Annotated in this window: 6 protein-coding genes and 2 tRNA genes; 2 read left to right on the top strand and 6 right to left on the bottom strand. The window is 57.8% G+C overall.

Annotation, left to right across the window (positions count from 1 at the left end):
- Window positions 1-60: 60 nt before the first annotated feature.
- From nusA to ACXAG1_RS06570, 4 genes are all read right to left on the bottom strand, one after another.
- The gene (nusA, locus tag ACXAG1_RS06585; RefSeq protein ID WP_475119288.1) at window positions 61-1,563 is read right to left on the bottom strand and encodes a transcription termination factor NusA; all 1,503 of its coding nucleotides are present in this window, start codon (window positions 1,561-1,563) and stop codon (window positions 61-63) included.
- Between the two features lie 150 nt (window positions 1,564-1,713).
- Window positions 1,714-2,184, bottom strand: coding sequence for a ribosome maturation factor RimP (gene rimP, locus ACXAG1_RS06580; RefSeq protein ID WP_475092066.1), 471 nt, complete (start codon window positions 2,182-2,184; stop codon window positions 1,714-1,716).
- A 328-nt stretch (window positions 2,185-2,512) separates the two neighbouring features.
- A tRNA-Met gene (locus ACXAG1_RS06575) sits at window positions 2,513-2,589 on the bottom strand.
- Between the two features lie 54 nt (window positions 2,590-2,643).
- Window positions 2,644-2,720 (bottom strand) — tRNA-Met (locus ACXAG1_RS06570).
- A gap of 316 nt (window positions 2,721-3,036) precedes the next feature.
- Here ACXAG1_RS06570 and ACXAG1_RS06565 point away from each other — a divergent pair.
- Both ACXAG1_RS06565 and ACXAG1_RS06560 read left to right on the top strand, forming a co-directional pair.
- Window positions 3,037-5,148, top strand: coding sequence for a TonB-dependent receptor (locus tag ACXAG1_RS06565; RefSeq protein WP_475119287.1), 2,112 nt, complete (start codon window positions 3,037-3,039; stop codon window positions 5,146-5,148).
- A gap of 91 nt (window positions 5,149-5,239) precedes the next feature.
- Complete coding sequence (locus tag ACXAG1_RS06560; protein ID WP_475119286.1) at window positions 5,240-6,430, top strand: PepSY-associated TM helix domain-containing protein; 1,191 nt, start codon at window positions 5,240-5,242, stop codon at window positions 6,428-6,430.
- Window positions 6,431-6,496: 66 nt separating this feature from the next.
- On the opposite strand, the gene ACXAG1_RS06555 is transcribed toward ACXAG1_RS06560, so the two are convergent.
- Window positions 6,497-11,629, bottom strand: coding sequence for an OmpA family protein (locus ACXAG1_RS06555; RefSeq protein WP_475119285.1), 5,133 nt, complete (start codon window positions 11,627-11,629; stop codon window positions 6,497-6,499).
- Window positions 11,629-25,614, bottom strand: a complete 13,986-nt coding sequence (locus tag ACXAG1_RS06550) for an isopeptide-forming domain-containing fimbrial protein (RefSeq protein ID WP_475119284.1) — start codon at window positions 25,612-25,614, stop codon at window positions 11,629-11,631. The genes ACXAG1_RS06555 and ACXAG1_RS06550 overlap by 1 nt, the downstream gene beginning before the upstream one ends.
- Window positions 25,615-25,790 lie beyond the last annotated feature (176 nt).

The following is a 25,790-nucleotide window of genomic DNA, read 5'->3' as shown; positions in this document are numbered from 1 at the left end:
TGGTGGGCGCGGGCGTTATCCGCCACGCGCAGGGCCGGGCTCTTGCCCGGCGCCCTGGCATTAAGCCTCTTGGTCACTGTCGTCGGCGAACCACGGCTCGCGCGCTTTCATGATCAATGCAGCGGCACGTTCCTGGTCCATGCCTTCGATATCCAGCAGGTCGTCAACCGCCTGCTCCGCCAGATCTTCCATGGAAGAAACACCGCGGCTGGCCAGCTGGAACGCCAGTTGACGATCCATGCCTTCCATATTCAGCAGGTCTTCCTGGGGCTCGGACGCATCCAGCTCTTCTTCAGACGCCAGCGCCTGAGTCAGCAGAGCGTCTTTGGCGCGGGCACGCAGCTCTTCGGCGATTTCTTCGTCGAAGCCTTCGATGCCCAGCATTTCCTCGATGGGCACATAGGCCACTTCTTCGAGGGTGGTGAAGCCTTCTTCCACCAGCACGCCAGCGACGTCTTCGTCGATATCCAGGCGCACCATGAAGGTTTCCATGATGCTGCCGGACTCTGCTTCCTGCTTGGCCTGCCACTCGTCAACGCTCATCACGTTGATCTGCCACTGGGTCAACTCAGAAGCGAGACGTACGTTCTGACCGCTGCGGCCAATGGCCATGGCCAGGTTTTCTTCGGCAACCGCCACGTCCATGGAGCCCGCATCTTCGTCGACCACGATGGACTCGATTTCCGCCGGCGCCATCGCGTTGATTACGAACTGGGCGGGGTTGTCGTCCCACAGCACGATATCCACACGCTCACCGGACAGCTCATTGGAAACCGCCTGAACTCGCGCACCGCGCATACCAACACAGGCGCCGACCGGATCGATACGGCCGTCATTGGTGTTGACCGCAATCTTGGCGCGCAGACCCGGGTCGCGGGCAGCGCCCTTGATCTCGATCACCTGCTCGGAGATTTCCGGAACTTCGATGCGGAACAGCTCGATCAGCATTTGCGGGCAGGAGCGGCTCAATTTCAATTGCGGCCCGCGGGCTTCCGGCTCAATTTCCAGCAGGATGGCGCGGACGCGGTCGTTAAGGCGGAAAATTTCCCGGCCAACCAGTTGGTCGCGAGGCAAACGCGCTTCGGCGTTGTTGCCCAGGTCCACGGCGATAAAGTCGCGGGTGACCTTTTTTACGGTTCCGCTCACCAGCTCACCTACGCGATCGCGATACTCGTCGACGATCTTGGCGCGCTCGGCTTCACGTACCTTCTGTACGATCACCTGCTTGGCAGTCTGCGCGGCGATACGGCCGAACTCGACATTTTCTACCTGCTCGCGGAACACATCGCCGGCTTTCAGTTCGGTGTCTTTCTCGTGGGCTTCCTCCAGGGTGAACTGGGTGCCCAACTCGGCGAGGGTATCGTCGTCGACCACTTCCCAGCTGCGGAAAGTTTCGTAGTCACCGGTGCGGCGATCGATGATCACCTCAATGGTGGAGTCTTCGTCGTAGCGCTTCTTAGTGGCAGTCGCGAGGGCCACCTCAATTGCCTGGAAAATAATATCCCGGTCAACGCCTTTCTCGTTGGAAACCGCCTCGGCTACCAGCAAGATCTCTTTGTTCATGCAGCTGCCTCTTTAAAAACGCTACGTGCTGACTAATCAATGCGCTGATGGGACTGTTACCGCATATCCCACCGGCTACTTCCGCATTGCCCTAACATGGTCGGCCCATAGTCGGGCCCAATAATCCAAGTTTTAAAACTAACTCTGTACTTACTTATCGCCGTCAAACTGCGGAATAATATTGGCCTTCTCGATACTGTCGATGGGCAGCAGATATTCGTTCTCGCTATCAATGCGCAAGACGATCTCGTCCCCTTCCACACCGGCCAGCAGGCCGCGCCATTTGCGCTGGCCGTCCAGCGGCATGCGCAAGCGCAACTCTACCTGGGCGCCGATATAGCGCTGGTACTGTTCCAGCTTATACAGAGGACGGTCCATACCCGGAGAAGAAACTTCCAGGGTGTACTTGCTGCTGATGGGATCTTCCACATCCATCACCGCGCTTACCTGACGGCTGACTTTTTCACAGTCGTCCACGGAGATACCGCGCTCGGCGTCGATGTAGATCCGCAACAGCGCATTGCGGCCATGGGTCTGATAGTCGATACCCCACAGCTCACAGTCCAGTGACTCAACCACCGGAGCCAGAAGCTCCTCCAACAGTTCGCGCTTACTTGCCATATCACCTTGTGGCCCCGTTTCGGGGCGGATGCGCAACCGGCGGTGCCGATCGCTAAAAACAAAAAATGGGCAGCGAAGCTGACCCCACGGTCCGAATGAGAAACCGCGGCGCCGACTCCCGGCCCATTCGGATGGCAAACCACATTTGCCGCAGATACGAAAAAGCCCCTAACAGGGGCTTTTACTGCGCGAAAACAACCTGAAATGTTTTCGCAAAATTTGGTAGCGGGGGCAGGATTTGAACCCTAGACCTTCGCCGGCTATGCCGCCAGAGGTAGATAGCGAGCCCGAGTCGGGCATCCAGCTAAGAACCAATGGTACCTGAAATTGGTAGCGGGGGCAGGATTTGAACCTACGACCTTCGGGTTATGAGCCCGACGAGCTACCAGGCTGCTCCACCCCGCAACAACATCTTGGGAGTTAACAACCATCTACACATCAGAAGTATAAGATGGAAATTGGTAGCGGGGGCAGGATTTGAACCTACGACCTTCGGGTTATGAGCCCGACGAGCTACCAGGCTGCTCCACCCCGCACCGACACTTCCCAGAGGCCGGATCCTGGTAGAGACCGGCCCCTCGCGATGGGTTTCCCCAACCGCTCAAGAGGCTGCGCATTCTATTGATCGCCCCCCGGGGAGTCAAGTCACTTTTGGCATTTAATCACACCCATTCGCCAGGGGATGGGGACAACAGCGATTCGCTTCTTATATATAGACACTTTTATCACTTCCAGCGTTTCCACATCGCATGGCCAGCTGCACCCCACAGCCCCGCAACAGAATTGATAAACATTCTCATTTTATTTAATATCGCGCCACTTTCGACCCACTTCTATAGTAGGAACCCAAATATGCGCGGGACTCGCACCACCCTTGCCCTGGCCATTGCCGCCACCAGCACACTTTCCATTGCCGCCATTGCCGCGGAAAGCAATTCCCAGATCGAAGAAGAAGTGGTGGTCACCGCCAGCCGCACCGAAAAGCCCCTGAGCGCCATCCCCAATACCGTCACCCTGATCGACCAGCAGGAGCTGGCGAATCAGATGGCCGCCACCAGTGACCTGTCGACCATTCTGGGCAATCTTATTCCGAGTTTTTCTCCCAGCCGTCAGAAAATGACCAGCTCTGGTGAGAGTCTGCGCGGCCGCAAACCGCTTTATTTGATCGACGGCGTCCCGCAGTCCAACCCGCTGCGCAACGGCGGCCGCGACGGTCACACGATTGATCCACTGGTTCTGGAACGGGTCGAAGTGATTCACGGTGCCAATGCCATCCATGGCATGGGCGCGTCCGGCGGTATCATCAACCTGATCACCCGCACCCCGAGCGACGAGTTTCAACAGAGTGTACGAGTGGAGTCAGCTTTTCAGACCGAAGAGCTTGACGACACTCTGGGCTACAACGGCAGCTACAGCCTTTCAGGCAAATTAAGCGATGTGGACGTGCTGGCCAGTATGACCTACCGCAATAGTGGTATCGGCTACGATGCCAACGGGGACATTGTCGGCTTCGACAATACCCAGGGCGACACTATGGACAGTGAAACCACCAATGCGTTTATCAAGGCTGGTTACAGCTGGGATAGCCAACGGGTGCAGCTGACCATCAACCACTTTCTGGTGGAAGGGAATAACAATTGGCTAAGCGTGGACGGCGATATTGACGCCGGTATTCCCACCACAGCGGTAAAAGGTGAAGTACCAGGAAAGTCTCCCTCCAATGAAGTTACCACGATAAATTTGCAATACAGTAACGAAGATTTCTTCGGGCAGAAGTTGCGCGCCCAGGTATTTTCCCAGGATTTTGCCGGAACCTATGGCGCTACCAACAGCGGCACGTTTCAGGATGTGGAAACTTACGGGCCGGATCTTTTTGACCAGTCCCAGAACAATTCAGAAAAACGCGGTCTCAAGCTGACACTGATCAAAGACCAGATCGCCGGCGCCCCGGTAAGCCTCGCCTATGGTGTGGATCTGCTGGAAGACGAAACCTGGCAGCAACTGATTCTGACCAGTCGCGCCTGGGTTCCGCCCACCCAGTATAAAAATATCGCGCCCTATGCTCAGGCGGAATTCAGCGGTATCGACAACCTGACGGTTACTGCCGGCGTACGCCATGAGATCTCCGAGTTACAGATTGATGATTTCACAACCCTCGCCTCCTACGGCAGCCAGTTCGTCAAAGGTGGCAACCCGGAATTCAGTGAAACACTTGGAAATATCGGCGCGACCTATGCACTCACCGACGGCCTGCGAGTTTACGCTAATTATTCCGAGGGCTTTTCCATGCCGGATGTGGGTCGGGTTCTGCGCGGCATCAACGAACCGGGCCTTGCGGTCGAGAGCTTTCTGGACATGCAGCCGATTCTGACGGAGAACCAGGAACTGGGGCTGGAGTTTACCAGTGAGCCATTCGCTGCCCAGCTCGCCTACTACTCATCCGATTCCGATATTGGCCAGCGCCTGGCGCTTGGCGACGACGGTATCTACAGCGTGCAGCGGGAAAAGACTGATATCGACGGTTTCGAACTGCGCGGCCAGTGGTACCTCAGTGACACCGATACACTGGAGGCTCGCTACGCCTACACTAATGGCCGCTACGACTCCAATGACGACGGCAAGGTGGATACGGATCTGGATGGCCGCAATATCGCTCCCAACCGCTTCAATCTGAGCTGGGCACGTAACTGGAGCGAGGTGTTGAGTACACGAATTCAAGCAAACTGGCTGTTGGATCGTGACTTTGAGAATGCCTCCGGTGACGTCACCCGTGAATTCGGCGGCTACACCATCATTGATGCCAGCGCACAGCTGCAAGCATTGGGTGGCGAATTCGCACTGGGTATCCAGAACCTGACCAACGAAAACTACTTCACTTATTACTCCCAAACTGCGGGGAATGATATCCGCAACTTCAAGGGTATTGGGCGCAGTGTGAATCTGTCTTACTCCAAGGTATTTTAATAAATAGCGAATGTTCGCCAGCAAGCAGGTCACTATTAGAGAATACTCCGTAGGAGCCCGCTGGCTGGCGAACCCATAAATACTTTATTCCATGCGCAAAACATTTTTCGTCCTGCACAAATACGCCGGCCTCACCCTGGGCCTGCTGCTGTCACTGATCGGTCTCACCGGCAGCCTGCTGGTATTCGACCACGCGCTGGATGAAACACTTGCACCGCAAACGGTAACCTTCAACCCGAGCGATCGCCCCGCCAGTTATTCAGAAATACTGGCGGCTGCGCAGGCCGCGGTTCCCGGAAATCCCGAGCCCACCCGCCTGATGACCCAGCGCCAGCCAGGCAGCCCCCACGTTGTACGCTTTCCCACACCGGAAGGCGCACCCGGCCCTATCGAGGTCAGCGTGTCACCCACCGACGCCGAAGTACTGGCTGTGCGTGGCTGGGGCACCGCGGCATACACCATGACCTGGCTGTACCGCCTGCACTACACGCTGCTCGCAGGCAAAAATGGCAAAACTGTGGTGGGTTTTATGGGCCTGCTACTGATGGTGTTCTGTATTTCCGGTGCTGTACTTTGGTGGCCGAAACAGAAACGCAGCGGAACACGAGACTGGAAGCGGGCTTTTTCCATTTCGCACATCGGGAATCGCTTTCGGTTTTACTTTGATATCCACAAGGTCTTTGGCATTTATTTTTTGCCGTTGCTGTTGATGATCAGCTTTTCCGGTGTGGCGCTGGTATTTCCAACACAAGTAGAAGCGGTCGTCGGCAGCCTGTTCAAGGTGGAGCCCCGCCCCGCCCTGCCCGGTTCACGGGTGGCATCTGGCACACCGATATCGCCGGATCAGGCGGTAACCATTGGTGAACGGGTTTTCCCCGGTGGGGTGCTGAAACGAATTTATCTGCCGCGCAATAGTGAAGATAGCTACGGCGTGACCTTCCGTGCAGAAGGCGAAGCCTGGACCAATTACGGAGCCAGCTTTGCACGGCTGGACCAGTACACCGGCGAAGTGCTATTGACTCAGAAGGTTACCGAGATACCACTCGGCAATAAAATCCTGCGCTGGCAGTTCCCTCTGCACAATGGGGATGCCCTGGGGATAGTCGGGCGCTGGCTGGTGTTGTTGGCAGGTTTAGCACCCGCACTGTTGTTTGGTACCGGCCTGTACCTTTGGTGGCAGAAGCGACGTTTGAAAACGCAGGCTCAACGAAAGCAACGAGCAAGCACTACCAATACCACAATCACAGAGCCCGCCAGGGGAATCACAGCCGGAGCCAAGTGACCCCCTTACATTCCTCGCAAACCCCATCATTCCACTCGATGGGGGTTACTCGCCGGTAACGAGACTTTAGAACTTGCCCACCATATTGATAAACACGCCCTGGCTGTCGTAATCCAGATCGGTCAGATCGTCGGAGAAGTCAGTAAAGTTGTAGCCGATACCCGCCTTGAAGTTACGCCCCATTTGCCGGTACAGCGCGAGCAGTGCGCCGCTGCGGCTGTCGCCGGCTTCCGGCAGGTCGAGCAGGCGGCCTTCGATCAGCAGGTCCCAGTGATTGACGAAGTGCCAGTCCGCGCGCACTACATAGAGATGGGCAGTACTATCGAAGAACTCGGGGTCTTCCCGCTCCATACTCAGTTGCCCCAGGCGGTAGGCGTACTTGGCACCGACAGTCCAGCGCTGGGTGAGGTCGTAGTTGGTATCCACGGAGAAGATATGACTCTTCTGCACGAACTCGATGGCGCTGCTATTGCTGCTTGACGTTACCAGTACCTGATCATTGGTGGGCACATTGTAGAAATAGGTGTATTTCAACAGGGTGTTCCAGCGGTCGTTATCCACCGGGCGGTAGGCATAACCCATCACACCCTCGGTAAATTTACCGTCGTAGAACTGGCCCGCGGAACTCTGGCTGTCGGAATAGTTGAGCTTGCCAACTAAACGCCAGTCCGGGCTCATCTGGTAGCTGAGAGTGTTTTTCAGCAGCCAGGTCTTGCGTTCGTTTTCCAGCACACTTTGCGGATCGTCCTCGGTACCCGCTCCGTTCAGGGTCTGCATGTTATCCACGCGGTATTCCACCGCGCTCGCCACTCGCAGCTCACCATCGTTAAAGCCCATGCTTGCACCCATGGCACGGCGCTCGGTTTCCGCACCGGTGCGCGGATCTTCAAGGGTACCCGCCTCCAAGCTAGTGCCGTAATTCCATTTATCACTGGGCACCAGGTCCACCCCAAGGGCGTGGGTAAGACCGGTGGAAACATCACCGTGGGTATAGCGCTCTTCGCCGTAGATACTGGTGGTATCGGAGAAGCGGCTGCGGAAGCCACTGTTCAGGTTGCCCTTGCGCGCGCGCACACCGGTATCGGTGCGCTCGTTATCCAGGGTGTAGTTCAGATAGAGATTGGTGCGGTCGGTAACCAGGAAGTCTGTTCCCAGGCGCGCAGCGGTGCCAGTGTCGCCACCGGATAATTCGCTGTCCACCGTCAGGCGGTCGCTGACACGGTAAGCGCCACCAAACCCGATGCGGTTGTTTTCATCGCGGTTGCCGGACACTTCCGCGGTGCGCTGCACGAAACCAAAGGCGTTCCAGTTTGCACCGGAGTCGTAACCGGCCTGGATCGCCACATCAGTTCGCTCACCCTGTTTTTGGGTGAGCGGTACAACCGATGAAAGGTCTTCCCGAGAATCTGCCCGCGCCGCGGCGGCAATACGCCAGCGATCAGTCAGGCGATACCCCAACTCCACATCGGTGGCTTCCGTCTGCAGCCCCTGCTGCTGTTCCTTGGTGTCGGTTTTAAGGCCCACATCAAAGCGCTCGCCAATGGGCAGGTTGATGGTTGCACCATACTGTTCGGTTTCGTGGGTGGCCAGCTGGCCCGGGCCAGAGAAACCCGCGTCGCGCTGCTGGGCGTAAACCGACATGGAACCGCGCGCACCGTCAAAGAAGTCGCCCATCTGGACGGCAGCCTCAACCTTGTTTGCACCGGCCTTGGCTTGCGGGTCAATCGGGTTGTCCTGGTTGAAACTGTAACCACCATCGAGAGAAGAAAGGCTTTCCAGCGTGTTGCCCTGACTCTCCGCCACTTCCACCTTCATCCAGGTACCGGCGGTTTTACGCAGGGTCAGATCGACACCATTGAGGGACGACTCATTATCTTCCTCGTCCTGCTGACTGGCGCTGACGCCGATGCGCACATGGTCACCGGCCCAGTACTGGGCGCGACCGCCCACCGCGAGGGTATCCAGGTCATCAAAACCCGGGGTGTATTCATAGCGGGCCACCAGATACTGAGGATTACCGTTATAGGAGCCGTCCTGCACGATCAGGTTGTCGTTGGCAATGGCCGACAGAGGACGGTTCAGCAGCACGCGGCCCTGTATGTAGTCCACATCGTAATCAATCACCGGAGTCAGGTTTTTCACCCCCAGCACCAGGCCGGAGTTTTTGTCCCGCACTTCCACACGCAGGCGCTCGGAACCGGTGAGAATATCCTGGTGGCGCAGGTAGTAGAGGGAGCCACCGGTACCCCGGTACTCATCGCGGCCAGCGATGGTGCCGGGTTCCGCACTGAATGCATCCACTTCAAAGCGCTTGTCGCCAAAGTCGGTAACGTCATCGGTTTCGAAGTGGAAGTTGGCCCCGTAGAGGGCGCGGTCGATCTGCGCCAGCTCGTTATCGGTGTAGGATGCCTTGAAGTTACCCCACAGGGCGTAGTCGTCGTAGTTTTCCAGCTTGATATAGAACTTGCCGGAAGTGGGCGCATCTTCCACCACGGTGGAATCATCGCCAAAGGTCGGGTAGTACAGATCACTGTCGAGACGGCGGAACAGGGCATCCGGCGTCTTTTCCATAAAATTGGTAAACAGCTCGTCGATTGGCCCTTCATCGGTATCCGCACTGGCGGAAAGGCGCCAGCCGTCACCAAAGCTGCCGCTGGTATAAAACGCCAGGCGGCCGTCGTAACTCGCGGAGTTGTCGTAGTGGGTCTGATCGCCGGTCACCAGTGCGGCCGGGCCATTGGTGTCGTCATGGGCGATGGTGAGATCCGCAATGCCCACGGTGAACCAGTCGTCGCGGTTGAACTCCAGGTCCCGCAGGAAGAGCTCACCGTTGCCCTGCTCATCCAGCACCGCCACTTCTACCGTATGCAGACCCTTGGCGAAAATTTCCTCGGCAACAAACTCGCCATTACTACTAACCGGAATCTCGCGCCCCGCCAGCCACACGCTGTGATTGGTCGGAATATCCGCACCGTTCACCAGCACTGCGTTGCCATTTACCGGGATATTCTGCTCGGACAGGCGATTTTCGCCGTAGCCCACCAGCAGCTCCTGCTCCGTGGTGGTCTCCTGTAATTGCGGCTCGAAGTTATCCACAAGCCACAGGGTCTGTGGGCGGGTTTCGTCGAAGCGCTGTTTCCAGTCGTACACCCGCAATACATATTTCAGTTTTTTCAGTGGCGCCTGGAAGCTGTCAAAGTCTGCCTGCCAGTCGCCCTCGCCATTCTGGTCAAGGGTGACGACGGCCAGCGGCTCGTCGCGCAGAGATTGCGCCTCCTCGAAAATCCGTACTTCGGCGCGGGTAATAAATGACGGGTAATTGGTGTAGCGTTTGAACGCGACCCGGCTTTCCACCAGCTCGGTTTCCGGGTCATCCGCGAAGCGGATGGTATTCGGGAAGGCAGTGACATTCAGCCGGGGCTGCATGGTCTGGTTATCGAAGCGGAACTGGATATTGGCATTGTCCAGTGCCACATCGGTACAACGCTGCAGGTCGGCAGAATTTTTGTGCGGGTCGTACTCTGGCGCGCCGTCCACAGTAATCCGCATCAGGTTCAACGCGTAAGGGTTGTGGGCAACCGCTTCCTGCTGCAAGCGCTCGATTTCCAGCCGGTCCTGCTCCGCCAGAATCGCCAGCTCGTCATACAGCACCTGCACTTCCACGCGGGCGCCGTCCATGTGGATAAAACCGGTCTGTACCACGTCTTTGGATTCCACGTAACCGCGGCCCTCGAACTCTACCTGATCGTCTTCGAGGCCGAGCTTTTCCTGTACCAGCTGCATGGTTTTTTTCGCACGCGCGGATGACAGCCCCACGTCGTCGCCATAGACCATGGCCTCGCGCCGCTCCATACGCTCGTTGTCGCTGTAGCCGACAAAACTCAGGCGCACATTTTGCTTGCTCGCCACTTCGTCCATCAGACGCTGCATCTGCGCCAGTTGTGCGCTGGTAATCTGCGGCTCACCACTATTCAGAAAAATCGGCGGCACTTCACCGGTGGGGGACTCGTGCTCAATGGTGATGGTTTCTGCATTGGCCGCTTCCGGGCAGGCCTGCACACCGTCGGCGGCAGTCTCCAGCAGGTCGTCGTACCAGAACTCCACTTCTACACGGTGATTCAGTGAGCGCCCCTTGGCGGTGTCGTTGGCTGCAATCGGCTGCGACGAGCCCTTGCCACTGCTGGTCACCATATAGCCCGGCAGATTCAACTGGTCCGCCACGGCCAGCGCCACCCGACGTGCTTCCGCGCGGGACAGAGCCATCTGGTCATCGTACAGCTCCGCCGGCCCTTCCGGCAGTGCACCGCCGTCGGTGTGACCGACAAAATGAATGGTGAGATTTGGCTTGTCCTGCAGGGTATTGCGCACTTCCTGAATGCGCCGCACAAACGCCATCGGCAAATCCGCCTGCCCCGGCTGCAACCGCAAGGGGGAAACCAGATTTTTCAGGCGCGCGCGCTGGTCGGAACCCGCGGTATAGCGCAGCTTACACACGGTTTCCTGGCGGCAGACCTGTACGCGATTGAGTTGCAGGGCCTCGGCGCGGCGCTGGGCATCCCGCGCCTGCTGATCCAGTTCGAAATAGCGCACCGCCAGCTCCACCCGCCGGTTCAGCTCGCGACCTTTTTCGGTGATATTTTCCGACAGGGGCTCGCTGTCTCCACGCCCCTCCACCACGATGGCCTCATCGGGCAACTCCAGCGCGGTTTGCAGATAATCCGCAATCAACTGCGCGCGCGCCTGGGTGAATATGGTTTTATCCGCGTATTCCGCCAGCTCATCGTCATTCAGCGGGCCGCTGTCGGTGTGCCCGACGACGATCAGCTGCATTTCATGGGCCGACTCCAGCTCCGCGAGTTTCTCGCGCAGCTGTTCTACAAGATCGGGATCAATTTCATCTTCCACTGCGCGGAACAGGAGCGGGGGCAGAATGTTGTTTTCCACAACCGCTTCTTCCGGCGCAATAAAGGTTTCCGCATCCTGCATCCACAGCTGCCCTACGGCCGGGATCAGGGTAGTTTCCGTATTGCTACCGAGCGGTTTCTCCGTGTATTCACCGGCGCTTTCCACTTCCGGCGAGAGCCCCGGAATCAAGTGCCACCAGGCGCTGTCAGCCTGGGTTTCTTCTTGCGCGTAGGCGACGGTGCTTACCAGTGCGGCAACGAGGACCGCCATTTTTTTCTGCGAAGGACGGAACATCACCGGGCACCTCCCTGATCTTCACTTCCGATCATGCGGTTAATACTGCGTTTGAACCCGTCCAGCACATTGCCGCGCTCGGGCGGCGCACCACGGCGCCAGAAAATTTCGGTTTCGATATTCAACGGATAGCAGCAGTCCAGTGCTGCCCAATCTTCGGCAATACGCGCCTTGATGGTTTCCAGTCGCGCTTCCACCAGTGCCGGATCTTCATTTTCCGCAAGGTACGACAGGCGCAGCAGCGATGGTGCTTCTTCCAGCCGCTCCAGCAACAGCTCGGTGCGGGACCGCCATTGCGGACGCAGCTCGGTAGAACCGGGCTCGAACACCGCTTCCGCCAGATCCAGGCGCACCACACGGTGCAGGCTGGTGCCGAAGTTGAACTCCAGCATCTTGCCTCGAGTGGCACGCTGAACCCGCGGGTTTTCCGTGGTCAAGCGGTAACCGCTTGGCAGACTGCGATCGTCCAGCTTCAGCACAAAGTTGGAGCCGCGATCCGGGTTCGGTACAGCCGCACAGGTAATGTGGAAACGCCCGTGGGCATCGGCGGTCGCCTTGAGACCATTGGCAGTCACAACCCGGGCACCGGGCACACCGCCCTCACCCTGATCCTGATAACCGTTCAGGTTCTTGTCATCGAAGACCTTGCCAATGACATCGGTACAGTCAAAGGTCGGGTCCGGAACCACACGTACGGTGGCCGACGCTTCACCAGAGGTTTGCTGGCCGGACAGTTCGTTAAACATCCGTGCACGGTTGACGTACTCCCCCTCACCCACACCGGAACCTACTACCAGCAGCAGTTTCAGGGTGTGAGTCTGCTCCGGCTCGGCGCGCAGATGCGGCCACTGCAGCTGCAATCCGTGTACCTGCGGCTCCACCGGCAACCCATCCAGGTTTGCAGAGCCGGCAACGTACTTGAAGCCAGCGGGGAAATAATCCACCAACTGCAGGTCGGTCAGCGGTACCGGCAGCGAGTTGTTGAAGGTAATGGTGTAAGGCACCAGCTGGCTGCGCGTCACATTCAACATGGCTGCGGTTTTGGTCAGTGCCAGGGCACCTTCCAGCTGCGGATCCAGTGCGATGTGGTTATTGAACAACTGGCTGCTACCGGGCTGATTGCTGTCGTCCAGATTCAGCCGCAGGTAGTAGTCCGTTTCACTGCTGCGCGCGTCGGCATCAATCGATGGAGGCGTCACAGACAACTGCACTTCACAGTGATCCGGAGTACCCGGAATCACGTCGGTCGCGCTACCGATACAGGCCCCTACATCGAAGCTGCCGGTATCCAGGCCGGTCTGCGGCGGAATGATCTGGGACGGCCCGGACACGTAGTCCTCGTTGGGCACATCCACTTCGATCAGGTAGTCCGCATTCACCGCACAGGCAGCACTGCTGAAGTTCACATCGAACTTGTAGAAACCACCGGTGAGGGTGACCTGATTCTGCTGCTTGGGATCCTCGAAACAGCTATCCGGCAACGGTTGCCCACTGGATGCGCCGAGCAGTCGGACGCGAGCACCATTCACCGGTGCACGCAGTACCGAATCGTAAACAACACCGTTCGGCGTAATCGGCAGATTCAGGTTCTGCGGGTTGGCCCCTGACTCCACATAGATGTTTTTAATCTGCTGCGGGCCGTTGGTGTAGTCGGAGCTGGCGGTCCCCAGTGAAGCGGTGGTATCGACCGCATTGGGCGCAAGGTAGCGCAGCTCATAGCTGGCACCGGCCATGTCCGCGCCGTCCATGTTCGGCACCAGGCCATCGAAGACAAAGTACCCCTTGTCATCACTCTGCACGGTTTCGAGCAGGGCGTTGTTGAAGTACAGCTCCACACTCCAGTTCACCAGCAGCTGTTCTTCCGCATCCGCCGCTTCACTGAAGTTCACATCGTGCCAGAGGTAACCGGAGAGGTTTGCAATACCCGGGGTACCACCGATATCGATCGACACCGTGGCTTCGTTATACATTGCGGGATCGTTCCACTTCACCTGCGCGGTGTTCACCACCGGGTAACCCATAGCCAGGTTTTCACCCAGCTTGGCCTCAAAGCGAAGCGCGATGGTTTCCTGAGGCTGCAGGTCACCGTAATTGGTGCTGTAGTCCACGGTAATCAGCGGGCCATCCACCATCACGCCATCGGGCTGGCCGTTCAGGCGTGCGGAGTCTTCCACGTATGTGAGCACACCCTCACCGGCTACCAGCAGATCGTCGTAGATACTCACCAGGCTCGCGGGTACGGCGCTGATGTTGGTAACGCGGACGATGTATTCCAGCACCTTGCCGGACTCCGCCGCGCCACCACCAACAACCGCCACTTCCTTGGTAATGGAAAGCTGCTGGGCGTCGCCAACGACCACTTCGGTGGGCTGGGCACCATTGCTGCTGTTGCCATCCGCATCGGTCAGTGTCAGCGGCAGTTCGAGGCTGTAGACGTTGCCCTGGTTACTGATAATGGTGCCGCGTTCGGTATCGGCATTGACCATGACATCAAACACGATGGTGGCGGTTTGTGCGGTGGTCAGAACACCTTCACCTTGCGCGGGCAACGGCGGGGTCAGGTCTTCCGTGCTGATGGCAATGCCGGAAACCAGCGGTGAATCGGCACCGTCATCGGCCACAGCAAAACCATTGAGCGTGGTACTGCCAGCCACATAGGTGGTGTGCTCGGGCACCAGATCCACAAAGCGCGCCTCGGTGGCATCCTTGCCACCCATATTGCTGACAATAATGGTGTAGCGCAGCACATCTTCCGGATCGACGATGCCGGCGGTCATGTTATCCACCACCAGCTCCACGGTTTTCTGTGCGCGGATCAGCGGCACATTACCCACGATATCGATGGTCGGATCGTCGGCCACTTCGGTGGCGGGGTCGTCGGACGGCTTTTCGTCCAGCGGCATATTTTCGCCATCGGCGTTCACGCCGGCACCGGCACCATTGGCAAAGCCCTGGTTTGAAATCACCGTGCCATCGTTGACGTCATTGATGATCACATCAAAGGTGATCAATGCCGCCTGGGCACCAGACGCCGCCGGATCGGCCAACAGCTGACCGACTTCCGCACCGGGAGACTGGATGATCAGTGTCTGCGCCAGTGGCGTGCTGCCATCGATGTCTTCCAGGGCAGCACCGTTCAGAGTGGTAGATCCGGCAACGTAGGTGGTGTTGGCAGGCACCTGATCGCGCAGGGTCGCCTCCACCATGTTTTCGTTGCCGATATTTTCTACCCGCAGGGTGTAACGCAGTGTGTCACCCAGCACCAGGCTGTCCGGTTCGCCGGTCATGTCTTCGGAAATTTTCTCTACCTTGAAGACAGGAGCGGATTCGATAATGACCTGAGTTGGATTTTCAGCGCCCGGTGCTTCCGGGTCGGCCTCGCCATCGATATTCGGGTCATCACTCACCGCCAGCTGCTGGCCGTAAGCCAACACCCGGGACTGGTTCAGAACCGCGGTGCCACTGTCGATTACATTCGCCAGCTGCACTTCGAAAGTTACGCGAACACTGTCACCGGTCTCGCCCTGTTGAGCCAGGCTGATTCCATCGATACGCAGCAAGCCACTGGCTGCGTCGCCACCGGTCGCATCGCTGTTATCCACGGCATCAACCGGAATATCGATGACCGTCAGGGTACCCGGGGCAAAGACCATCTGCGTATTAAGAGTGCCGAGCGCATCTTCAATGGCAAATTCCGCCAGAGGAATCTCGCTGACATTGCTGACGGTGATGGTGTAGCGCAGAGTATCCCCGGGGCTCGCTTTCTCAGCGGGTGCATCGCCGGTGGTGATATTTTCCACCTCTTTCAGCATCTTCAGAGTCGCACTCTGGGATACCAGAGCATGCGCATCTTCGTGGTCGAGCACATCCGGGGTGCCATCGGTTGGCAGTGCGCCATAGGCGCGACGATTCTCGCGATCATCACCCTGACTGAACCACTGTGCCGCCGCCACATTGACCAGGGTCTGGTCGCCAGCGGTGTCCTCATCCAGCCACGCGCGATACTCGATCGACATACGCTGGCTCGGCTCGATGGCCACACCTGTGGTAGTAATCGTGAGGGTGCAATCCTCAAATACGGACTGGAAGTCGGTATCTGCGGTAAGTGCGCGTACCAGGGTGTCGGTGTCTGCATCGAAAATCTGGATCGTATCCACTTCCGGCGGCCGGGCACACATACCGCCCTGCTCCACATCCGGCAACAGGTCGACCACAGTGGTATCCCAGGCGGCGCTGTCACCCACATTGTTAATGCTGAGAATAAATTCTCCGGCAATACCTGCATGCAGAATTTCCGGGCCGGATTTTTCCAGAGTGAGCTGCGGCTCAACCAGAGTCATCTCCGGAGAGGTATCCGCGAGCAGTGCCGGGTCACTATCAAAGGTGCTGAAGCGGTAACTGGCGGTATTGGTAAATGCCAGACCAGCGACATTGGTTTCGCTGTCGAGCACTTCGACAATCAGTTCCAGCTCGATCTGCTCGCCGGCCGGGATATCGATACCATCAACGCTATCGACGATTTCCAGCTCGGTTTCGCTGCCGATATTTTCCGGTGTCCAGCTGCCGGAGCCGCTGATTTTGTTCACCGCAATAAACCGCAAGTCCGCAGCGGAGGCCGTCAGATCATCGGTGATCTGCACCCCGTAGAGGGCAGTGTCGGCCGGCGTCGCGGGCACGGTGATGCGATACGCAAATTGCTCGCCAATCGTCGCTTCCGGCTGGGTAATGTATTTATCCAGTGCAGCCGGTAACGGGCTCGTCAGCACCACGCTTACCGCCTCATCGAGACGATAGTCCTGACGCTCCTCGGCGAGACCGTTGGCCGGTACAGCATTATTGTCAAAGGAATAGTAAACCGGCAGGGTCACACCGTTACCCAGCGAAAGGCCGGCGCCGAGGGTGTCATCCGCAGTCACCGTGTACGTCAGGCGCAGTGTTTCGCCCACGGGGATGGTGTAGACATCATTGTCGTCGAGATCCCAGAGTGCAATGCCGGTGGCCGCATCAAAGACCGGCATGCGTACCGGAAGGCTGCCACTACCGAGAAGCTCGATACTTTGCGTGGTCACACCACCGCCGTTTCGCAGCCCCTCTGGCAATAGATCCTGAATCTGCAGGTCGTACGCGGGCGCCTCACCATTGTTGGTGATCTCAACGGTGAAGGTCGCTTCCTCCCCCACGGTGATTTCCGTATCGCCACCGATCGCGGTGGTGACCTCTACGCGACTGATTGCGAGTAGCGGCTGCACCGCTTCAACCGTCGCCTGCGCATTGATTGTACTGGCCGGACCGGATGGCAATGCGTAATCCAGCGCGACCGCGTTCTCCAGTGCCTGCCTGCTGGGTAATTGCGCCAGTACACTGCCGTTTTGCACGCGTACTTCGTAGACGATCTGCAGGGTGTCACTGGCCGCACTCGCGGGGTTGGTCACATCACCCAGGTTAAACACAACGTCGGCACCATTCACCGTCGTCGCACTCGCCACCGAAGCGGTTTCATCCGTTCCGAAGAAATCCGCACTGATCACGCTTTCAAATACCAGCCCAGTCGGCAGAGTATCGGTGATGACAACACCCGGATAGGTACCCTTCTGCAGGGTCGCCGTGACTGTGAAGCGAGCGCGATCACCGACACGAATACTGCCGGTTCCATCAAACGTATCGCTGAGCAGGTGTTTTTCCAGGCTGGTGTTGTCAGCGAGAGTCACTGCCGCACTGGCACTGTCGAGATAGTCGTTAAACACCGGGGTTTCACTACCGTCGCGTTCCCAATCGGAATCACCGGACACACTGGTCCAGCGCACTTCCGCATCGTTGTTCAGCACCTGACCGGGGCGGGCGTCGTCCCCCACTACCGCCTGATATTCCAGGTTCAAGCTATCGCCTACTGCGACGCTGGCCAGGTTCCACTGCAGTGTAAAACCACTGGTGGCATCGCCACTGACCACTGGCTCTCCCGCACTCGCCGAGCCCGCAACATATTCAAGCCCGGGGTCCAGTACATCGGTAACCACCAGATCGTAGGCCGCTGAGGAGTTCGCACTGCCGGCCTCGGTCATTGTCAGGCGGTAATCGAGTACCGTACCCGCGGTGATATCTGCCGGTGCAGACAGCACTTCTTTTTCCAGTGCAAGCTGTGGTTCAACAATCGTCAGTGGATCCGTGGCCGCACTGGTGTAGGTAACCCCACCAGTGCTGTAGCTGGCCTGGTTGATCACACTATCCCCGGCATTACTGTCGGCGCTGTTGGTCACACGCAGCACAAGTTCAATCTGCGCGGTCTGACCAGCCTGCAGTGTTCCGAGATCGAAGCTCAGGTCAGAATCGTCGCCACCGTTCAGCAGGTCGCTGGCGCTACCGCCGTTGATACTCAGTGTGGCCCCGACAAACTCGAACTGAGGTGCCAACGAATCCGTCAGAGTGACGTCCGTGCGGGCGATATTGTCTTCCGGGATGGTGATGCGATAGCGCACCTCTTCACCGATGGTGGCGGTGGGGGCACTGACCAGCACTTTTTCCGGCGGCATCGCGTTGCTGGGATTCTGCATCCACACAGACGCAACGGTGTCGTCGGTATATTGCTGGCCGTTTTCTGCCGGTAGCGACCAGTAGCTATCGACACTGGCACTGTTGTTAAACAACTCGCTGGTGCCGATATCCGCATGGAAACCGATGGTGTAGTCCACCGTCAGGCACTGATCCGGCAGCAGCGGTTCATCATCGTTCAGGGTGAGCGTAAAGCTGCCACCGACAGCCGGTTGTCCGCTAAAGGTGAACTCACTGGTGGCCGTACCATCGATCGCCACGGTAAAGACACTGGCATCCGACAAAGCCGTCTCATCCAGTTGCGGAGCCAGGGTGTCGGTAAGCTGGACGTTGTAGGCCGGGGCATCGCCCTGGTTACAAGACTGCAGCTGGAACTGCATGGTGTCTGCCGCCAGTACGACCAGATAGGGATCGACCTGGGTACCACTGCCGGCGCGCCCACTCAGGGTGTCGGTTTTGAGCAGAGAACTCAGCACCGGTTGGTGTACCGCAATCGAGGCAGTTGCCGCAGGCAGCGTTACCTTAGAGCCATCGTAGGCATCGAAACTCAGCTCCGCCTGGTTGTTCAGGGGACCGAGTACATCCTGATGCGCTAAAACATCGGTCACCACACGTGCACGATACACAATAGCGAAATCGTTATTGCCGTCATCGCCATCGACGGCGTCCACGTCACCGAGCGCCAGGTTCAATACCTGGCCCGCGCTCGCGTCACCGGTCAGATTGGTTACAAGCGGGTCGTGAGTGAAAGCGCCGGTATTTTCAAACGGCGCGCTGGTCTGTCCGTTGACACTGATTAATTCGACAAACTCCAACCCAACGGGCAGCGTATCGGCAATGGCAACGTTGGCCGTGATGCTCTCGTTCAGTGTCAGGGTCAGGCGATAGTCCACGGTATCGCCCACGCGAAGCTGGGCATCGCTCGCATCACTGCCATGCAGTACCCAACTGTCGGACTCAAACGCCTTAAGCAGCGCGGTATTGTCTTCCGCGGCAGCATCGGTGGTTTCGCTGGCGCTGACGCAATAGTCGTTTGGCGCCGCCGGGCAGTCTGCACCGGTACGCTCGTAGTCACTGTTGGACGCAACGTCGTCCTGCAGGGAGGTCCAGTCGGCCGTAATCTCGTTGGTAAAGGGACCACCATTGGCAGCCACCCTGGCCCGATAAGTCAGCACAAGTTGTTGGCCGGCAGGCAGATCGAGAGAACCGTCGCTGTTGCCGCGCCCCCAGACCAGCGTATTTTCGGTGCTGGTATCCGGCGTTGCTTCAAATCCACCCACAGGGCTGCCGCCGATGGTAACGGTGGGAGTAAAGCTATCGTCCCATTCCAACTGCTCCGGCAAGCTGTCTACCAGGTTCAGGTCATAGGCGGTGGCATTACCATTGTTGGTGAGCGTTACCACGTACTCCAGCACCGCGCCGCGGGTCAGCTGCCCCGGGGTAATCTGGGTTACGTCTTTGGTGGCACCGAGCGCCGATTCTGTCACGGTGATCGCCGGTGTATCCGCAGTCTCTATGACCGTGGTAAGAGATTCGCCGTGCTGGTAGCGCAGTTCTGCACCGTTTTGCAGGCTATTTCCTTCTCCGCTATCGGTACCGGTAGTAGTGTCGTTATTGATCCGCGCATAGTAGGTGATGACGATTTGCGGATTGATCGCGCCTGCGGATGGCAAATCACTTTCCGATTCGGTAAGCACGGTACCGATATCCCACAAGACTTGGCCGCTGGCACCATCCACCGGCGCCGCTGCGCGGAACGCACTCTCGCCCACCGCCGTATTGCCATCGATACTGACAATTCCGATGAAGGTGTAACTCACATCGTAATTGGCATCGCGGGTCAGCACATAGCTGGCACTGCCGCTATTCAGCAGATCGCGGATTTGCAGGTCGTGGGTGGTGCCTTCCGGCAGGTCGACGGTAATCTGGAACTGCTTGTGCGCACCGATCTCCGGCAATACGCCAGGTGTCAGATCCTGTTTATTCATAACAACAGGGTCGAGATCGGCAGTGACCTGATTACTGTCAACGCGGTAATCATTCACCGCGTCCGCGCCGGTTTCCAGCGGCAGCTCACCAATCCGCATACCATCCGCTGCGCCATTGGCACCAATCTGGCCGGTACGCGCCGAGCCACTGTTCTGATCAATGGGGTTCAATGCGGTGCTGCGTGTGGGCAGCGATGTCCAGGCGGCATGCGCTGTATTCTCCAGCTGCTGTTGGGGTTGCGCACTGTCGTCCACCCGCACCTGGAAGGTAAATTCCAGCGTTTCACCGGGAAGCAGCGGGTTTTCCGGTTCCCACACAAATACTGGCTGGTTCTCTCCGAACGCATCGGTATCCACCAGGGGAGGATCGGAGCCGGTCACGCTGCCGGCAATAAAGGTCATCTCGCTGTCGACCAGATCTTCCAGAATGCGCAGGTTGTAAAGTGCAGCGGAGCCATTGTTGGTTGCCTCAAGTGTGACGGTCACTTCGTCACCGGCATCCCGAGGGTCGGTCCAGCTTTTATCCAGTACCAGCGCCGGCTCGGTTACCCGTACCGCCACGCTGCCAAAGCTGAGTTCGGTCTCGTTACCCATGGCATCGGCGTAGCGCAGGTAGGCGGAATCACCGCTGCCATTTTCCAGCACGGTACCACTAGTGCCTTCGCCATTATTGTTGGAGGGAATGTTATCCACACGGGCGATAAAACTGACCGGGAAACTGAACAGTGACTCGGAACCCGGTGTGGTCAGCGTGACATCGCCGAAATCCCAGGACACCTGGGTGCCGCTGCACACCGGGGTAATAATCGGCACCGGGCTGAGATCCGGACGGCGGAAACCCGCCGCAGCATAGGGCGGTGCGTTCAGATCGATTGCAGGGGCATCTACACAGGTAAGGCCGTTCGGCAAGGTGTCACTTACCACCAGTCCACGCAACTGCTGATAAGGCAGCTGACCGGTCAGGGTATATTCAATTTCCTCACCGATTTTGACAGCCTGATAACCGCCAATCATTTCACCGAGGGTAGTCTCGGACAGCGCAGTAATTTCTTTGGGCTCAACCGCCGGCGTAATAAAGGTAATCGACGCATCCGCAGGGCCGGCGCTGTACACCCGGGCACCGCCAATATCGCCATTTCCGCGCAGTTCTACGGTCTGGTTACCAAATTCATTGCGATCGCTCGCATCACCACCTTCAAGGGTGTCATAGTCGATCAGGTAGCCACTCTGTAGCGTCTGGTTAGGCGCAATGCGCTCATCCGGGTTGACCCGGTAATAAAGGTTTACGCTGCGATCATCTTCCGCGCTACCGGTGCCGCCGTTCAGTCGGCGAAGGCCATTATTGGCCGCGTTGCCCAGAGGTGCGCCGCTGTCACTGTGTGAGTGGGAGAACACCAACGTCGCGTCCACGCCATCATTGGGCGTGTTCTCAATCAGGCTCAGGTGCTCGCCGTCTTCATCGATCAGCCCGTCGCCGTCGTTGTCAATTCCGTCACTGGCAGGGTCAACTACAACCAGCAGGTCCGGCACGGTATCGGTTACCACAAAGTCGTAGGCCGGAGCGTTCGGCTCGCCACTGGTTTCATTGGCATTGACGAGCCGCAGGCGCACAACATAATCCCTCGAAGTATCTGCACCCGTCAGGTTTTGTTGCCAGCCGCCGGAACAGTCGCCGGTGGAGGAATTAAAGCTACCCACTTCACAGTAGGTTTTTGTTGGAGTGATTTCGGGCTCGGTCACCACAACATCAACGCGGCGAATACGCTCCCAAGGGTAACCTACGATATTGCTGCCAAAGTCGAAGTACTCGTCCTCACCAGTATTCTCATTGTGGTAGGCCGCCTCGAAGCTGGAATTCAGGATGTTATTGCGATCCGCGCCCTGCACATTGGGCGCGTTGCGGTCATTAATCGCTTTGTTTTGTACCCGAGTAGTGGCGTTGACGTGGAACCACTGGTCGATGGTGGTGATGTAATCATTACGCCCGTCACTACCCGGCTGGTTACCGCTGAAGAACCAACCAAAGAGCCCTTCGTCTAGCGGGCCTTTGCTGGGCTGGTTGGGTGTCGAGGTTGCACCGGCGATCTGCAGGCCGGTTTGAGGCTCGGTATTGGAAACATAGGCGAGACCATCTTCCACCTCATCCTGTACCGCGACATTGCTCACACCAATAAATGAGAAACCGCGGGATTTGAAGCCAAACCAGCCACCGGTCTGGATCCGGTTGGTACATTCCTCACCGACCTGCACCAGCTCCCGCTGTTTACGCGCAAAATTGGGGTAACCGTCGGACATGGCACTATCCGGCAATGCCGCATTGCGTGTCGCAGGGCTGGCCTCGTTACACTCCCCCAGTGTGGGGATCACGCCATTGAGAGCAGAAATATCACCGCCAGTGGTACTCCAGGCTACCTGATCTTTTAGCAGGTTAAAGCCAATACCACGGGACCAGTTTGCATCGAGGGAATACAGGTTGCCACGATCTACCTCGCCGTCGCTGCGCGCATTGTTTTGGCTGGCATTGCCCGGTTGCGGGAACCACAGCGGCTGATCATTGTTGATTGCCGTTGGTGTATTGGTGGTTGTATAGCTCTGAACAACCCGGTTATTGGTGTTGCCTCCGGAGTTGCTCATGCTTACGGTAGGATTGGCCAGATCCAGGCTGGCTACCGTCCAGATTTCACCAATGGCGTCCACACGGAAGGTGACATCGTCTTCCAGGACTCGCGCTGGATCTGAAGATTTACGCACCTCGAAGTGGAATTCGACCGCATTTCCGGCACCCGTCGCAAGCACGCGATTGAGCGGGTTGCCGTGGTTCGCGTAGCAGCGGTAAACCGTGCCGGTCGTGGTCAGAGGCAAATGCAACTGACTTGGATCCCCAGGCGGGTTCACCACCCAGGTTTTATAAGGATTGGGCTGCGGCACCGGCGAGCCGGTTACGCTTGTGATGTCGCACTGCCAGTTGCCATTTTGCTCATCCACGGTCACCACTTCGAGAGTGGGACCAAAACTGATAAACACACTGGCATCACGGGCGTCTACACCGCCATTGTTGGTGGCACGCACGCGCAGCGGTGTGGTCTGGTCCGGGTCATTGGTAACAATAAATGACTGGTCGAGAATTTCGACATCGATGTCTTCAGGGTTGAACACAATGTTTGTGCCGGCGGTGTTATCCGCCGGGCTGCTGCTGACACCGTTGCCGGTTAGGTTGTATTCCTGAACCCCCTGGGAGTTGCACAGGGTTTTGAACTCCACCTCCAGATTATTCTGCAGGCTTGAGGAAAGTGCGGGCGGATCGGTGGGTTCCGGCCGCTGAAACAGATCCACGCTGGGGCTCTCGGGAACCACATCCAGATCGGCTGCGCGGTCGAAGTGCTGGGGGTCTTTGTGAACAATGGCAAAGCGGATAACCACCACATCACCATGACGCATCAGATCGCGATAGGTTTTACCGCCGTTATAGTCACCGGCAGGATTGCTCTCCGTATACTGGGTCGAGCTAGACAGTTTGAATTCCGGGGCGGTATTCAACAGATAGTCGGTATGATTACCGGTATCAACCGTATCAACACCGTTTGCCGGGTTGACCCACTCCAGGCTATCCACCCGGCCGTCATACTGTCCGTACAGTGAACCCTGCGTATAACCGTTATTCCCTGTGGGACGGAGTAATTGCGGCGCATAACTCGGGTCCAGTACGTAGCCTTCCGGCAGCTGATCGCGAATATGATAGGCCATGCCATTGTCAAACCAAACGGTACCACCACTCTGGTTGGACAGGGTGATGGTCATCAGGCCACGCATACCCACCGTGGCACTGCCGTCGATACCGGTAAGCGTGCGCTCCACTTCCAGCGCGGTTGCGCCACCGGCAACGGAGCCCTGGCCATACCAGAAACGGAGCTCCGAGGTTTCCTCACCCAGGCCCGGATCGATGCCGCCCGGTGGCGTCTGAACCGCACAGCCGAACTGCACATTTTCCAGACTGTTGATCAGCGGCGCGCCGCCTACACAGGACGCATCCCCCTGCAATTTGCCAACCAGATAAAGGTTGATTGAGTCGTCTTCGGCGATATCGATGGTGCCACTGGACGACCCCGGTGTTTCCGCCTCTACGGTTCCTGCATAGGGCGAAGGAATATCGTCACCTTCGCCAAATGGCGGTGCCACATCCCAATTGTCCAGCACGCTACCGGTCAGGTTATCGGTGGCAATACAGTTTGTGGGGCCGCTCGGCACACCGTTATTGGCCGCAACGGCGTTCGCTTCCGAGGCACTGGGGCAGACGTAGTGAACATTGGCGACATTACTCCGAGAAAGCACGTCGTCGATACGCAGGTCCTGTAAAGGCGCACGGGCATTGGTGCCGTTATTGGTGATATTGAGGCGCCACACGATATCGTCATCGCTGTGGCCATAAACGGTGTCGCTGCGGGTGTTTTCACGCTGGCCGGCGTCGTAGTTCCAGCCCTGCTTGTCAACCTGCACGAATGGCTTGTTGATATAGATCCGATCCGTGCTGGTCAGATCGCGGTTGAAGTTGCTGATTTCGTCCGGAGTTTCAGGAGTACAGTCGATAGCCGTTCCCGGGTAGGCCGGATATGCGGGTGCCGGGCGCTCCCAGTCAGTCCAACCACTACCCCAGTTTATCGGGCAACTACCGCTATTTGTCGGAGCGCGCTTCGCCTGCCCACCCGAGGTACAACTATCCGTGGTTACATAGTTCAGTTCGGCGGTAACACCGCCGATGAAATCCCCTTCATCATCTAGTTGCTCTGGGCCATTAGTGGGGGAAACGAGAGGGCGATGGATGGGGATAAGCACCGTCATGGTAGTCGGGCTATTGCCATCCGGCAGGGTGGGCAGCCCACCGATCCGGATCTCCCAGCTACCCCCGACCTGGGATTCGCTCACGCTGCCAACATTACTGCTGCTTACCGCCCCGGTGACCGTGACATTGACCCCGGTGTACAGCCGTATACCGGCATCGACTGGAATGCGGACAACCAGACCATTGCTGTTGTCAAAGTTCATATTGGGGTTGGCAGAGCCGTAATCCCCGTTACTGGAATAGGTGTAATAGTTACCGGAGCGGCGGCGATACTCGCGATCAAACCAGGATCCTCTTTGCTCTTCCTCCCGAGTTTGCTGCAGTCCGGATGTGTTGTACGCAAAGTCATCCCCGCCAGCACGGTACGGGTTGGTGATATCCACCTCGATAAACCCGTAACCACAGAGGTCACAGTAAGTATTGTTTCTGCCACGCTGGATATTCACCAGCTGCGTGGGTGCACTGGGGTTGGCCACACAATAGCTAGTCGGCGCCGCCCACACCTCTCCGGATATCGAAGCCAGCAGCAAAACTGACAGCCACAGCCGCACGGATTGCCCCAGTGCCGCAATTGCATTTTTGAAAGTGTTTCGCCCTGTTACTTCAGACTTCATTGCTTTCCGCTGCCAGTCAGTTTTATTTTTGCCAACTGCCGCACAGGCGACAGCACCGGGGAAGGAGCCGGTCGCGGAACTTTATTGGAAGGGAGGGATCAGCACCGTGAAGCAAGTCAAAATTGCTGCGTGGTACTGGGACGTTTTTCCCGATTTGCCAAGTAGTTCTCGGGAAA

The sequence above is a fragment of the Microbulbifer sp. ABE4_465 genome (genome assembly GCF_056160765.1).
This window is presented reverse-complemented; position numbering and strand designations above follow the sequence as displayed.